Annotated in this window: 12 protein-coding genes and 1 pseudogene; 11 read left to right on the plus strand and 2 right to left on the minus strand. The window is 55.8% G+C overall.

Annotated elements, in window-relative coordinates; all coding sequences use genetic code 11:
* Nucleotides 1-145: 145 nt before the first annotated feature.
* Nucleotides 146-1,066: a glutaminase A gene (glsA, locus tag ACR0QW_RS09380; RefSeq protein ID WP_432643422.1), complete on the minus strand. Its 921-nt coding sequence runs from the start codon at nt 1,064-1,066 to the stop codon at nt 146-148.
* A 272-nt stretch (nt 1,067-1,338) separates the two neighbouring features.
* Here glsA and ACR0QW_RS09385 point away from each other — a divergent pair.
* A pseudogene (locus ACR0QW_RS09385) lies at nt 1,339-1,959 on the plus strand (formate/nitrite transporter family protein); the annotation flags it as partial.
* A 270-nt stretch (nt 1,960-2,229) separates the two neighbouring features.
* Here ACR0QW_RS09385 and ACR0QW_RS09390 read toward each other — a convergent pair.
* Nucleotides 2,230-3,402, minus strand: a complete 1,173-nt coding sequence (locus tag ACR0QW_RS09390; RefSeq protein WP_432643411.1) for an iron-containing alcohol dehydrogenase — start codon at nt 3,400-3,402, stop codon at nt 2,230-2,232.
* 94 nt (nt 3,403-3,496) lie between these two features.
* Here ACR0QW_RS09390 and ACR0QW_RS09395 point away from each other — a divergent pair, with 94 nt between their 5' ends.
* The 10 genes from ACR0QW_RS09395 (at nt 3,497) to ACR0QW_RS09440 (ending at nt 13,190) form a co-directional block, all read left to right on the plus strand.
* Nucleotides 3,497-4,369, plus strand: coding sequence for a DMT family transporter (locus ACR0QW_RS09395; protein WP_432643412.1), 873 nt, complete (start codon nt 3,497-3,499; stop codon nt 4,367-4,369).
* Nucleotides 4,370-4,527: 158 nt separating this feature from the next.
* On the plus strand, nt 4,528-5,073 hold the full coding sequence (locus ACR0QW_RS09400) for a biotin transporter BioY (protein WP_432643413.1): 546 nt from the start codon (nt 4,528-4,530) through the stop codon (nt 5,071-5,073).
* A gap of 44 nt (nt 5,074-5,117) precedes the next feature.
* Entirely contained in the window at nt 5,118-5,804 is a 687-nt protein-coding gene (gene bioD / locus ACR0QW_RS09405) for a dethiobiotin synthase (RefSeq protein ID WP_432643414.1), read from the plus strand.
* Nucleotides 5,805-5,817: 13 nt separating this feature from the next.
* On the plus strand, nt 5,818-7,155 hold the full coding sequence (bioA, locus tag ACR0QW_RS09410) for an adenosylmethionine--8-amino-7-oxononanoate transaminase (RefSeq protein WP_432643415.1): 1,338 nt from the start codon (nt 5,818-5,820) through the stop codon (nt 7,153-7,155).
* A 252-nt stretch (nt 7,156-7,407) separates the two neighbouring features.
* Nucleotides 7,408-8,643, plus strand: coding sequence for a M24 family metallopeptidase (locus ACR0QW_RS09415; protein ID WP_432643416.1), 1,236 nt, complete (start codon nt 7,408-7,410; stop codon nt 8,641-8,643).
* Between the two features lie 102 nt (nt 8,644-8,745).
* Nucleotides 8,746-9,054 (plus strand): hypothetical protein, encoded by a 309-nt coding sequence (locus ACR0QW_RS09420; protein WP_432643417.1) that lies wholly within the window; start codon nt 8,746-8,748, stop codon nt 9,052-9,054.
* Nucleotides 9,051-9,611, plus strand: coding sequence for a manganese efflux pump MntP (locus tag ACR0QW_RS09425; RefSeq protein WP_432643418.1), 561 nt, complete (start codon nt 9,051-9,053; stop codon nt 9,609-9,611). Before ACR0QW_RS09420 ends, ACR0QW_RS09425 begins: the two co-directional genes overlap by 4 nt.
* Nucleotides 9,612-9,668: 57 nt before the next feature.
* The gene (locus ACR0QW_RS09430) at nt 9,669-10,823 is read left to right on the plus strand and encodes a DNA polymerase IV (protein ID WP_432643419.1); all 1,155 of its coding nucleotides are present in this window, start codon (nt 9,669-9,671) and stop codon (nt 10,821-10,823) included.
* A gap of 14 nt (nt 10,824-10,837) precedes the next feature.
* Complete coding sequence (locus ACR0QW_RS09435) at nt 10,838-11,713, plus strand: DMT family transporter (RefSeq protein WP_432643420.1); 876 nt, start codon at nt 10,838-10,840, stop codon at nt 11,711-11,713.
* 181 nt (nt 11,714-11,894) lie between these two features.
* A complete protein-coding gene (locus tag ACR0QW_RS09440; protein WP_432643421.1) occupies nt 11,895-13,190 on the plus strand; it encodes an O-acetylhomoserine aminocarboxypropyltransferase/cysteine synthase family protein in 1,296 nt (431 codons plus the stop codon).
* The last annotated feature ends 183 nt before the right edge of the window (nt 13,191-13,373 follow it).

Raw genomic sequence — 13,373 nt, forward strand, 5'->3', positions numbered from 1 at the left:
AAATAAGCCCCTCGAGTGAGGGGCTGCCAGGAAATGTAGTGCGGTTGGTAGCCTTTAAATCTAGGGCCTTAAGGCCGAGGCAGGTAACGCGGCTTATAGCCGCAGAGCAAACTACCCGTTATACGGGTAGTTTTGATTGCTGTGGTTAAAATTCTTTTGTATCGAAGACGTGCAATCCCAGGGAATCAGACAGGACCCGCAGGATCTTTTCTCCGCCTACGCTGTTGCCTTTTTTATTCAGCATGGGGCCGAAGGTGCCGATGCCGATGCCGTGGCGGGCGATGGCACAGATCCCGCCGCCCACGCCGCTCTTGCTGGGCATTCCTACTTTTACGGCATATTCCCCGGATTCATCGTACATGCCGCACAGCATCATCAGCGTGGTGACGATGCGCACGATGGTGGAATCGATCAGCTGTTCTCCGGTCCTGGGATCCACTCCATGGTTGGACAGCACCATGCCATAGTGAGCCAGGTCACGGGCGGTGACCATAACGGAACACATGCGGAAGTAGACGTCCAGGATGTCTTCCGGTTCTCCGTCCAGCACATGGTCGCTTTTCAGCAGGAAAGCAATGGAGCGGTTGCGGGTACCGGTTTTCTTTTCCGAACGGTAGACACTTTCGTTCAGTTCAATATGGGGGTTGCCGCACAGCTTCCGGACCAGTTCCAGGAATGAAGCAAAGGGGTCCGGCGTCTCGATGCAGCTGGCGGTGACGATGGCACCGGCGTTGATCATGGGGTTGAAGGGCCGCCAGTCCTTCAGTTCCAGCTGCAGGATGCTGTCGAACCGGTCTCCGGTGGGCTCCATGCCGATTTTGCTGAATACCTTGTCATACCCGGCGGTCTGCAGGGCCAGGATCAGGGAAAAGGTCTTGGAAATGCTCTGCATGGTAAAGGGGATGTCATAATCACCGGCGCAGTATTCCGTACCATCCTTGCGCATGAGGCATACTCCCAGGTTGCCTGAATTGGCCTTGGCCAGTTCGGGGATGTAGCTGGCCACCTTCCCTTCATACAACACCTGCCGCCCTGCTGCCAGGGCTTCTTCCAGCACCGCCTGGATTTCTGCTTTGTCCATGACCATGAATTTTCCCTCCAATTGTTGTGTCGAAATCTCCAAAATTTTCTTTTAAATCCTTGCCAAAGAGAAGCTCCGACGGGTCATCAGAGCTTTTTGGAATGTATATGCAGAAGTATTATACCATAGTTCATCAGAAGGAGGAACCGTCTGGAAAAGAATGGAGAAAGAGCTTCGCTGGGCAGGATCGGTTTGACGATTTTCAGGTTCCTTTCTGGTAAACTATCTAAAAAGACAGAGAATCAAACAGGAGGGAATCTATGAAAATCCATCGCATTTTTTATTCTTCCATAGCTGCCGGTTTCTGTATCGGCCTGGGTGGTGCTGTGTTCCTGCTCCAGGCAGAGAAACTGGTGGGAGCGGTGCTGTTCTGCATCGGGCTTTATACCATCTGTGAAATGAAATTCCATCTGTTTACCGGACGGGTCTGTTATGCTTTGGAGCAGCCGCTCTGGTCCTGGCTCCAGTTCCCGGTCATCTGGCTGGGGAATTGGCTGGGTACAGGGCTGGCCGCCAATTTGCTGCGCTGCACAAGGGCAGGGGCCAATGCGCAAAAGGCTGCACAGCTCCTGGTCCAGACGAAAAACGCAGATACCCTGCTGAGCCTGTTTGTCCTGGGGGTGTTCTGCAATGTCTTTGTGTTCATTGCGGTGGAGGGTTTCAAAAGTTTTCCACTGGCCCTGGGGAAATACCTGGCCATTTTCGTGGGTATTCCGGTCTTTATCATGAGCGGCTATGAACACAGCATCGCGGACATGTTCTACTATTTCATGGCCGGGCAGATGGACCAGGAAGCGCTGCTGCGGCTTCTGGTGATCACCGGGGGCAATATCTGCGGCGGGCTGGCTGCCTGGGGAGCCAGACAGGTGGTAAAGTAAGAAACAAGGCGGTCAGTGGTCTGCGGATGGGATTGCCGGGCGGGATCCCTTCGGGACCCTTGGTAAGTCTCTACGGAAAATGGGATATTCCGGACCTGGGAAGGGATTTCTACCTTACGAATAGACCTTGCACCGGAGTCGGATATTTGATACAACTCCGTAGGGGGCCACCAAGACCGGCGAAAGCCGTGTCGCCCGGTGAACCCGTCCCGGACTTTTAACCACTGTATTCCGACTTAAAAAACGTGATTTTTATTATAGCACCTTGTTTTACAAGCACATTTTATAGATATTTACACAATCTTCCGGATGCAGGACTCTGAATCCCTTGATTTCGCCCCCTTTGGCTTCGCAGGCTTTTCTGGCCATGATGGGGAAATCTTCTTTTTTGATACCCAGTTCTGTGAGGGTGGAGGTGAGTCCCAGATCCTTGTAGAAGAAATCAGCCAGCTTCTGGATACTCTGACGGGCGATATCCATGGGGGTCTGGTGGGGATCCAGACCGAACACGCTGACTCCGAACCGCACGTACCGGCTTACATTGCTTTCAGACAGGCAATACTCCAGGAACCGGGGCGTGACGATGGCCAGTCCCAGACCGTGAGTGATGTCGTAGATGGCAGACAACTCATGCTCCAGCCCGTGGCAGGCCCATACATGATTCTGGCAGGTCTTGGTGAATCCGTTGATGGCCCAGGCAGACGTCCACATCAGGTTGGCCCGGGCTTCGTAATCGTCAGGATGTGCCAGGGCTATGGGTGCGTATTTCAGCACGGTCTTCATGAGTCCTTCCATGACAGAATCCAGCATGAACATGCCTTCTTTCGGGTTGAAATAGGTTTCCATGATGTGGGACAGGATGTCGGCAGATCCGCAGGCGGTCTGGTACCGGCTGACAGAAAATGTAAGCTCCGGATCCAGGAAGGAAACTTTGGGCTGCAGAGGTACTGCACCCCGGGCCAGCTTCAGCTGGCTTTCCTTATCGCTGATCACTCCAATATCATCCATTTCCGAACCGGTGGCAGCAATGGTAGGGATGGTGAGAAGGGGCAAGGATTTCGTAAGAGGGGCTTTTTTCGTGAAGAAATCCCAGGGATCGAAATCCACACAGGCACCGGCGGCGATGAATTTGCCCGCATCCAGGCAGGAACCGCCGCCTACAGCCAGCACTACATCACAGCCCTGGCTTTTGCAGAGAGCTGCACCCTGGCGCACGGACTGGATCCGGGGATTGGGTTCGATACCGGACAGCTCCACCCATTCCAGATGGTGGGCTTTGAACTGGTCTGCCAGTCTGTCGTACAGACCGGTGCGTTTGATGGAACCGCCGCCATAGGCCAGCAGCACTTTGTGGCCGAACCGTTCCAGTTCTTCGCCCAGATGGGTCAGGGCGGTCCTGCCGAAATAGACTTTGGTGGGGATATCATACACGAAATCTTTCATGGAGATGCCTCCTTGGAGTTTTCTTTTATTGTACCATTTTTATGCTATAATAGAACAATCTGAAAAAATCTGTTACAAAGGATGATCGCTGGATATGGAACTCTCTTTTCTCTCTCCCAAAGACCGGATGCTGCTTTCATTGATGATTTTCGGGACCCTCGGACTGGTGCGCCGGTATATTCCGCTGGAGTCGGTGCCTCTGGCTTTTCTGCGGGCAGCTCTGGGCTGCCTTTCCATGGTGGTACTCATGCAGGCAGGACACATCCCTTTCCACTGGACTGCGTTGCGGCAGCGGGCTCCCAAACTGCTGCTCAGCGGCCTTCTGCTGGGGCTGGACTGGGTATTCTTTTTTGAAGCATTCAACCATACCACTGTGGCCATTGCTACTTTGTGCTACTACATGGCACCGGTATTCATGCTGATCGCAGCACCCCTGGTGTTCCATGAGACGCTGCGCAGACGGAAACTGGTGTGTGCAGCCATCACGATTGGAGGCATGCTGCTGGTGTCCGGCGTGGTGGGCGGTGCGTCCGCAGGAGGGACCGGGGATTTCAGCGGGGTGGCGTATGCCCTGCTGGGGGCTCTTTTCTATGCGGCCATCATCGTGCTGAGCAAGACCATCACCGGATTGGATCCCTATGAACAGACGGCGGTCCAGCTGGGGACGGCGGCGTTGTTCCTGCTGGTTTATTCCGGCTTTACGGGCAAGCTGGATTTCCACACCATGACAGGTGCAGGATGGGGGCTGACGATACTGCTGGGTGTGGTCCATACAGGTCTGGCTTATGGCATCTACTTCGGCAGCCTGACTCAGGTGCCGGCCCAGACTACGGCCATTTTGAGCTATGTGGATCCTGTGGTGGCGGTACTGCTGAGCGTGTTCGTATTGCAGGAACCTATTACGGAATTGCAGCTGGCCGGGGTATGTCTGGTGCTGGGCGGTATGATCAGCGGGGAGAGAAGATAGGGACGGACTGGCATCAGGCTGGTGACGGGGTGTGAAAAAACATTTTTTACACCCCGTTTTGATCGTAACTTACGTTAACCATACTTAAATACTGGGTTGACACAACGGACTGTCTTCCTGTATGGTAGAACAGTCTGAAAATTTCTGGAGGTGAGGATGTGCGTTTGCGTGAAATGGTGTTGTGTAGTTTGTTCATTGCGCTGGTGGCTGTGGGGGCTCTGATCCGGATTCCGGTAGGGTCGGACGTATATACCCTGCAGTTCCTCTTCACCCTGCTGGCGGGTCTGCTGCTGGGACCCCGGCTGGGGGCGGTGGCAGTGGGTACCTATGTGCTCATGGGGCTGGCAGGGATCCCGGTGTTCGCTTCCGGTGGCGGCCCGGCCTACATCCTGCAGCCCACGTTCGGGTACCTGGTGGGCTTTACGGTCCAGGCCTGGCTCTGCGGGCGGCTGGCACGGCAGGGGGAAGTGACGTTCCGACGGATCCTGGGCATCAACCTGATCGGTATGGCCGTGGTCTATGTGCTGGGCATCGGATATTTTTACCTGGCATCCAATTATCTGGTACAGGCGCCCATCGGGTTCTGGGCGGCCCTGTGGTTCTGCGGTGTGCTGCAGGTGGTACCGGATTTCCTGTTGTGCCTGGGTGCTGCGGTGGTGGGGCTGCGCTGCCATCGGGCGGGAATCTGGGTGGATAACGGGTAAAACGGATTTTGGGCAGAAACCTTCTGGGAAAGGAGTTCATCATTATGGGAAAAGCGTTGTTTGTGACCGGCACCGGGACGGACGTGGGGAAGACCTATGTGACCGGGCTGCTGGTGAAAAGATTGAAGGACGCCGGGCTGGATGCCGGTTATTATAAAGCGGCCCTCAGCGGAGCGGAACCGGATGGGAAGGGGCACCTGATCCCGGGTGATGCAGCCTGGGTGAAGCAGGTGGCCGGCCTGTCGGATCCGCTGGAGGATCTGGTAACCTATGTCTACCGGGAAGCAGTGTCACCCCACCTGGCTGCCCGGCATACGGGAGTACCGGTGGAAATGGAGCGGATCCGGACGGATTTTAACCGGGCCAAAGAACACCATGCCTATCTGACCATGGAGGGCAGCGGCGGCATCCTGTGCCCCCTGTGCTGGGATGACCGGCAGGAACTGCTGCTGGAGAACGTCATCCAAGGGTTGGATCTGGGTTGTGTGATCGTAGCCGACGCGGGTCTGGGGACCATCAACAGCACAGTGCTCACGGTGGAATATCTCCGCAGCCGGACAATCCCGGTGCGGGGAATCTTCTTCAATCACTGGATTCCCGGTGACTCCATGCAGGAAGACAACCGGGCCATGGTGGAACGGCTGACCGGTGTTCCGGTACTGGCTTTCATCCAGCAGGGAGATACAGAAATGGATATAAAAATAGAAGAATTAATAAAATTGTACCGGTAAAAAGGAGAAAAACATGGGACAATCTCTGGAACAACAGGACCTGGACCTGATCTGGCACCCCTGCTCTCAAATGAAAGATTACGAAACCCTGCCGCCCATGGTCATCGACCATGCCCACGGCTGCTGGCTCTATGACATCCACGGCAAGGCCTATCTGGATATTGTCAGTTCCTGGTGGGCCAATCTGCTGGGACATACCAATCCGGTGCTGAATGCCCGGATCAAGGCCCAGCTGGACAGACTGGAACACGTGATCTTCGCCAACTTTACCCACGTGCCGGCCATTACCCTGGCCCGGCGGCTGAAGGCCCTGGTGCCGCCCGGCCTCAGCAAATTCCAATTCCACGATAATGGGTCGGCGGCGGTGGAGGCAGCGCTGAAGCTGTGTTTCCAGTACCACCAGCAGACGGGCCATCCGCAGCGGCAGAAATTCCTGTGTCTGACGGAAGGATACCACGGGGAGACCATCGGAGCCCTTTCCGTGGGCAGCATGGATTTGTTCGCTTTGAAATACAAACCCATGCTCATGGAGACCATCCATGTGGAGGCGCCGGACTGCTATCGCTGTTCCTACGGGCAGCACAGGGACGGCTGCAGCTGTCCCTGTTTTGCCAGGGCAGAGGAAGCCTTTGCCAGATATGGAAAGGAAACAGCGGCCATGATCGTGGAGCCCCTGCTCCAGGGAAGTGCCGGCATGCGGATCTATCCGCCCCTGTATCTGAAAAAGCTGCGGGCTTTGTGCGATGCCTATGGAGTGAAGCTAATTGCTGATGAAATCGCTACAGGATTCGGCCGGACGGGGACCCTGTTCGCCTGCGAACAGGCCGGGATCATACCGGATGTACTGTGTCTTTCCAAAGGGCTCACCGGCGGTTATCTGCCCATGTCCCTGACGGTGACTACCCAGGGAATCTACGATGCCTTTTATGATGACTATGGCACTCACAAAGCTTTTCTCCACAGCCACACGTATGCCGGCAATCCCCTGGGCTGTGCAGCGGCCCTGGGGGTACTGGATGTGCTGGAACAGCAGCAGATCCTTCCCAAAGCCCGGGAGACAGCCTGCTGGCTGACAAAGGAAATGGAGGAACGATTCGGTTCCCATCCCCATGTGGGAGAAATCCGGCACATTGGGCTGATCCACGCCCTGGAACTGGTGGCGGACAAAAAGACGAAACAGCCTTTCCCGGCAGAGCAGAGGGTGGGTTATCAGCTGTACCGGAAGGCACTGGATAAAGGTCTGCTGCTGCGGCCTCTCGGAGATGTGCTGTATTTCAATCCGCCGCTGACCATTACGAAAGAAGAGCTGGGGCAGGCGATGGGGATACTGGAAGAAATTTTGAAGGAATAAGGGGTCGTGTTCAGGGAGCAGCAAACAAAAGGTTAACCAATAAAAATATATGGTTGACATAAATTACCGGCGGGCCTATAATGGAATCATCGAATCAAGTGAGCCATGATTTCGCTCTGCCCCGTCCCTCCGGGGCGGGGAACCCATGAGAATCAACCCGGCAGGAGCTGCTGTACGAAAAACGTGCAGCAGCTCCTTTTTCGTGGTACACTATTTTATTACGGATAAAATGACAAGCGGAGGTAATGAGCCATGGCTTTTTTGGAACATGACATCCTGGTCAGCGAAGATCTGCGGCGGGTGCCTCTAGAGGAACTGCAGGGCCGGCTGGAACGGCTGCGGGCAGCTCTGACAGAGGCGGATCCGGACTGGCAGATGGCAGTGGTCAGCGATAAACTGGATATGTATTATTTTACAGGCACCATGCAGGAGGGGGCTTTCCTGGTGCGGCCTCAGGACGCCATCCTGTGGGTGCGGCGGAGCCTGGAGCGGGCCCGGAATGAATCCCTGCTGCCCTCTGCCCGGATCCTGCCCATGCACAGCTACCGGCAGGCTGCTCAGTTCTACGGCGATGACCTGCCCACGGAAGTGTACCTGGATGAAAAGCATACTTCTCTGGAATGGCTGCGGTTCTTCCACAAATATTTTCCTTTTGCTGTCCGAAAGAATCTGGATCCCATCCTGGGCCATCTGCGCAGTGTGAAAAGTCCTTATGAACTGGCACTCCTGGCCACCAGCGGCCGGATCCACGGGGATGTACTCATGCAGGAAGCACCGGTATTCCTGAAGGAAGGCATCAGCGAGGCGGAACTGGCCATCCAGCTGTACCTGCGCATGGTGCTGAAGGGCAGCCAGGGTGTGGCCCGGACCAACCGGCCCCTGGGCGAAGACGTCATCGGTCTGGCCTCCTTTGGGAAAAGCGCCCTGGTGCGTACGGCTTTCGACGGTCCTGGCGGCACCGGCGGTACCTGTGTGGCTGTGCAGAGCATCGGTTCTGCCTTCCGGCTGCTGAAACAGGGCCGGCTGGTGTATCTGGACATTCCCTGCGGCTTTGATGGCTACAATACGGATAAGACCGTGGTGTATTATTATGGGGACCTGGACCGGGATCCGGCCAAAGATGAGATTCTGCGGGCCTACAACTACTGCCTGGCTCTGGAGCAGAAGACCCTTTCCCTGATGAAGCCGGGTGCAGTGCTGGGGGACATCTATGATACGGTCATGGCAGACTTCGATTCCCGGTATGAGGGCATCTTCATGAACGGGGGCCGGTTCCTGGGTCACAGCATTGGCATGTGTATGGATGAGACGCCGGTGATTGCCAGCGGCGTGAAGGAAAAGATCCGGGAAAACATGGTGTTCGCCGTAGAGCCCAAGATCGCCCTGCCGGAACTGGGCATGGTGGGTACGGAAAACACGTACCGGATCGGGCCGGACGGTCCTGTGTGTCTGACAGGCGGGCCTCAGCCCCTGCGGGTGGTTCGTTGATTTTCCCGTACAGATAATGGTACAATAATACAATCAAATCTGCGGAAACAGGCGGCTGTGGAAGAGCCGTACGAAGCTTCCGCCTGGGGGAGTTACAGAAATATGGCAACAGAAGAAACCGGGCTGCTGGACAAGCAGGATTTCCTGGAACAGAAAGACATCATCAAAAAACAGATCCTGAACAGCAGCAAGCTCACCGGCGCTCAGAAACGCCAGAGCCTGCAGGTGCTGGAAGGGTTCGGGAAAAGTGTGAATCAGGGCGGCGTACGCCAGCATGGCATCACCAAGGCCATGCTGAAGGCAGCCCTGCCGGTGTTCGGCAAGATGAGCGAGGACAAGCGGCATAACGAAAAAGAGCTGCGGGTCCTGCGGTTCCTGACTTATTTCGTCCTGCAGGGAATCCAGAAATGAATCCGCTGACCTTATTTTTGCTGGCAGTGTCTCTTTCCATGGATGCCTTTGCTGTTTCTGTCTGCGGTGGCCTGAAGATGAGCGGGAAAGAACGGCTCAAGGGAGGGCTGGTATTCGGTGCCTGGTTCGGGGCGTTCCAGGCTCTGATGCCCTATGTGGGCTATGAACTGGGCAGCCACTTCGCCAAAGCGGCTGCTGCCTATTCCCACTGGGTCATTTTCGTGATTCTGGCCTATATCGGCTGGAACATGATCAAGGAATCGGGAGAGGATCAAGAACAGGAAAAGATCACCGGGGTAAAGACCATGCTGGGTCTGGCAGTAGCCACCAGCCTGGATGCCCTGGGTGTAGGTGTGGGCTTTGCCTTCATGGACATTGCCATCATTCCCACGGTGCTGGAAATCGGTACCATCACGTTCTGCTTTTCCTTCATTGGCTGCACCTGCGGTTCGGTGATTGGAATGCTGGGCAAGGAGAAGGCCGAACGGATCGGGGGAATGGTATTGATCCTGATCGGCCTGAAGGCGGTGCTGGAACATTATGGATTTTTAGGGTAATTTGACAGAAGGGAGGGTGTCAGCAGCGGCACCCTCCCTTTTTGAGAGGAGGAAGCCATGGGCGGCAGACGGATCATCATGCATGTGGACATGGATGCGTTCTTTGCTTCGGTAGAACAGCTGGATCATCCGGAATATCGGGGCAGGCCGGTCATCGTGGGCGGTTTGTCCGGCCGGGGTGTGGTGTCCACCTGTTCCTACGAGGCGCGGAAGTTCGGCGTCCATTCAGCCATGCCCATGACTACTGCCCGGCGGCTGTGTCCCCAGGCCATCTATGTACAGGGACGGTACGGACGGTATGTGGAACTGTCCCAAAAAATCCGGACTCTTTTCCACACTTTTTCTCCGGTGGTGGAACCCCTGTCCATCGATGAAGCCTTCCTGGATCTGACCGGAATGGAAGCCCTGGTGGGGGATGCCACCACCCTGGGCATAAAGATTAAAGAAGCTATCCGGCAGCAGACCGGGCTTACTGCTTCGGTGGGGATCGCACCCAATAAATTCCTGGCCAAGCTGGCCAGCGATTTGAGGAAACCGGACGGCCTGGTGATTATCCGCCAGGAGGACGCAGCGGATTTCATCGCTCCTCTGCCCCTCAGCCGGATGTTTGGCCTGGGTCAGCGGTCCGTGGCAGTTCTGGAGAACCTGGGGCTGCGGACCATCGGCCAGCTGGCAGCCTGTCCGGCGACCTTGCTGCAGCCCGTCCTGGGACGGCAGGCAGAAGAAATCCGCAGCCGGGCCATGGGTTTGGATGATCGTCCGGTGGTGCCCGATGAAGAGCGGAAATCCCTGGGAAAGGAAACCACTTTCGGGAAGGATCTGGTGGGGAAAAATGCCTGCCTGGAAGCTCTGTGGAACCTGTGCCAGCAGGTTGGCTGGCGGCTGCGGGCGGCGGACCTGAGCGAGTATACGGTGACTTTGAAGATCAAGACCGCCCGGTTCCAGCTGATTACCCGCAGCCGGACTGTGGAAGAACCGGTGCAGCTGGACGAGGAACTGCGGGAACAGATCTGCCTGCTGGCCGATCAGGTGAACTGGCGGGAACCGGTGCGGCTGCTGGGGGTCAGCGTCAGCCACCTGACCCATGGGGGCAGCGTGTCCCTGGACCTGGACGGCAGCAGCCGGGCCCGGAAACGGGCACAAGTGCTGGATGCATTGAAACAGCGGTTCGGCGAAGGCATCATTCACAAAGGGAAAGGCCTGGAACGATAAGGGGGGAAAACGCATTGGATCAGAAACGGAAAATCGGAATGGGGATGGTCCTCCTGGGGGCCTCCCTGTGGGGAAGCAGCAGCAATTGCATGGAATATCTCATGACCCATCAGCATTTCACCTGGCAGGCCATCCTGCTTGCCAGGATGATCCTGACCGGACTCTTTTTCCTGGGGTTCTGCCTGTACAGGAAGGAGCCGCTGCTGACGCCCTTGAGAAAGGAACCCTGGCTCATGCTGAAATTCACAGTGCTGGGCATGTTCGTTATGCAGGTGCCTTTCGTGAAGGCCATCTATTACAGCAATGCGGCTACAGCCACGGTGCTCCAGTACCTGATGCCGGCCCTGCTGCTGATTATGTACCTGTGGAAAGCGAAACGGCGGCCCCGGAGGAGGGAAGTGGTGGCTGTCGGGCTGGCCATCCTGGGTACAGCCCTGATTGCGACCAAAGGGCAGGGCGCCGCCCTGGCCGTTTCGCCGGAAACTCTGTTCTGGGGTATCCTGGGTGCCTTTGGCATGGCCTGGTATACCCTGTATGCGGCAGAACTGCTCCAGCGCTACAGCTGTTTCCTGATTGTCGGCTGGGGCAGCCTGGGCAATGCGCTGCTGCTGGAACTGGTGGAACATCCTCATGTGCAGGGGGCCATCTTCAATTTCGACACTCTCTGGTCCTTCGGCGTACTGTTCGTGCTGGGGACCCTGGTGGCCTATACGGTCTATCTGGAAAGCACCAAATACATCCCGGCTGCGGAAACCGGTACCCTGGCAGCTTTCGAACCGCTTTCCGCCTACTTTTTCTCCATCCTGTTCCTGGGAAACCACATCGGGGTGGCGGAAAGCATCGGGACTCTGTGCATTATCACCATGGTGGTGATGCTGGCCCGGAAATGATATCCGGACGGACAGATGGACTGAAAGAACATGGATCTGTCAGGACTGCAACAGATTGCTGAAAAGGGATTTGTTTTTTGTATCAAAAAACTGTTGACAAAATAGAAACATATCCCTATAATTTAATTCATAGTTGAGTACCGGTAATTAAAACCGCTATAAATATTGGGAGGCAAAGACAATGAGCGAAGAAAAAAAGTATCATTTTGAGACCCTGCAGCTCCACGTGGGCCAGGAACAACCGGATCCTGCTACGGATGCCCGTGCAGTCCCCATCTACCAAACTACTTCTTACGTTTTCCGCAACAGCCAGCACGCTGCTGACCGGTTCGCCCTGAAGGACGCCGGCAACGTATACGGCCGTCTGACCAACCCGACGGAAGATGCCTTTGAAAAACGGATCGCTGCTCTGGAAGGCGGCGTGGCTGCCCTGGCTACGGCCAGCGGTGCTGCTGCTGTGACCTACGCCATGCAGGCCCTGGTCCATGCCGGTCAGCACATTGTTGCTGCCACCACCATTTATGGCGGTACCTACAATCTGTTCGAACACACTTTCCCGGATTTTGGCGTTGAAACCACTTTCGTGGATCCTACCAAAGGTGTCCAGGTCTTCGAAGATGCCGTACGGGAAAATACCCAGGCCATCTATATTGAATCCGTGGGCAACCCCAACGCCAACCTGATCGACATCGATGCAGTGGCAGCAATCGCCCACAAGCACAAGATCCCTCTGGTGGTGGACAGCACCTTTGCCACCCCGTATCTCCTGCGGCCCTTTGAACATGGGGCTGATGTGGTGGTCCATTCTGCCACGAAGTTCATCGGCGGTCATGGTACTACCCTGGGCGGCGTGATCATTGACAGCGGCAAATTCGACTGGGTGGCTTCCGGCCGTTTCCCCTGGCTGGTTGATCCCAACCCCAGCTACCATGGCATCAGCTTTGCCAAGGACGTGGGCGCTGCTGCCTATGTAACCTACATCCGGACCCTGATCCTGCGGGATACGGGTGCCACCATTTCCCCGTTCAACGCCTTCCTGCTGCTGCAGGGCCTGGAAACTCTGTCTCTGCGTGTGGAACGGCACGTGGAAAATGCGCTGAAGGTCGTTGACTTCCTGGCCAAGGATCCCCATGTGGCCAAGGTCAACCATCCGTCCCTGCCCAACCATCCGGATCATGAGCTGTATAAGAAATACTTCCCCAATGGTGGGATTTCCATCTTCACCTTTGAAATCAAGGGCGGAGCTGAAGCTGCCCAGAAGTTCATCGACCATCTGGAGATCTTCTCTCTGCTGGCCAATGTGGCTGATGTGAAGAGCCTGGTCATCCATCCGGCTTCCACCACCCATTCCCAGATGAACGAAGAAGAACTGCTGGCTTCCGGGATTACCCCGGCTACCATCCGGCTGTCCATCGGTACGGAACATATCGATGACATCATCGATGATCTGAAGCAGGCCTTCGCTGCACTGGATTAATCACATCACAAAACGGCTGTCGCTCTGTGCGGCAGCCGTTTTGTTTTTGGTTCTTTGTCAAATGTTGGGGCGAATTTCAAATCATCCACCATTCATGGACGTGAGCATTTTTGCTTACGTCCATCTTTAATTTAGTTTTACCTTAGACAACAGTAATATCCTTCCTCGAAATCGTTTAAAGTT

It is taken from the genome of Acidaminococcus sp., assembly GCF_050873445.1.
Classification (GTDB): domain Bacteria; phylum Bacillota; class Negativicutes; order Acidaminococcales; family Acidaminococcaceae; genus Acidaminococcus.

Coding starts and splice junctions, on each gene's coding strand:
- ACR0QW_RS09390 (WP_432643411.1), bottom strand. CDS start 3,402: ATGAAAGATTTCGTGTATGATATCCCCACCAAAGTCTATTTCGGCAGG.
- ACR0QW_RS09395 (WP_432643412.1), top strand. CDS start 3,497: ATGGAACTCTCTTTTCTCTCTCCCAAAGACCGGATGCTGCTTTCATTG.
- bioD (WP_432643414.1), top strand. CDS start 5,118: ATGGGAAAAGCGTTGTTTGTGACCGGCACCGGGACGGACGTGGGGAAG.
- bioA (WP_432643415.1), top strand. CDS start 5,818: ATGGGACAATCTCTGGAACAACAGGACCTGGACCTGATCTGGCACCCC.
- ACR0QW_RS09415 (WP_432643416.1), top strand. CDS start 7,408: ATGGCTTTTTTGGAACATGACATCCTGGTCAGCGAAGATCTGCGGCGG.
- ACR0QW_RS09420 (WP_432643417.1), top strand. CDS start 8,746: ATGGCAACAGAAGAAACCGGGCTGCTGGACAAGCAGGATTTCCTGGAA.
- ACR0QW_RS09425 (WP_432643418.1), top strand. CDS start 9,051: ATGAATCCGCTGACCTTATTTTTGCTGGCAGTGTCTCTTTCCATGGAT.
- ACR0QW_RS09430 (WP_432643419.1), top strand. CDS start 9,669: ATGGGCGGCAGACGGATCATCATGCATGTGGACATGGATGCGTTCTTT.
- ACR0QW_RS09440 (WP_432643421.1), top strand. CDS start 11,895: ATGAGCGAAGAAAAAAAGTATCATTTTGAGACCCTGCAGCTCCACGTG.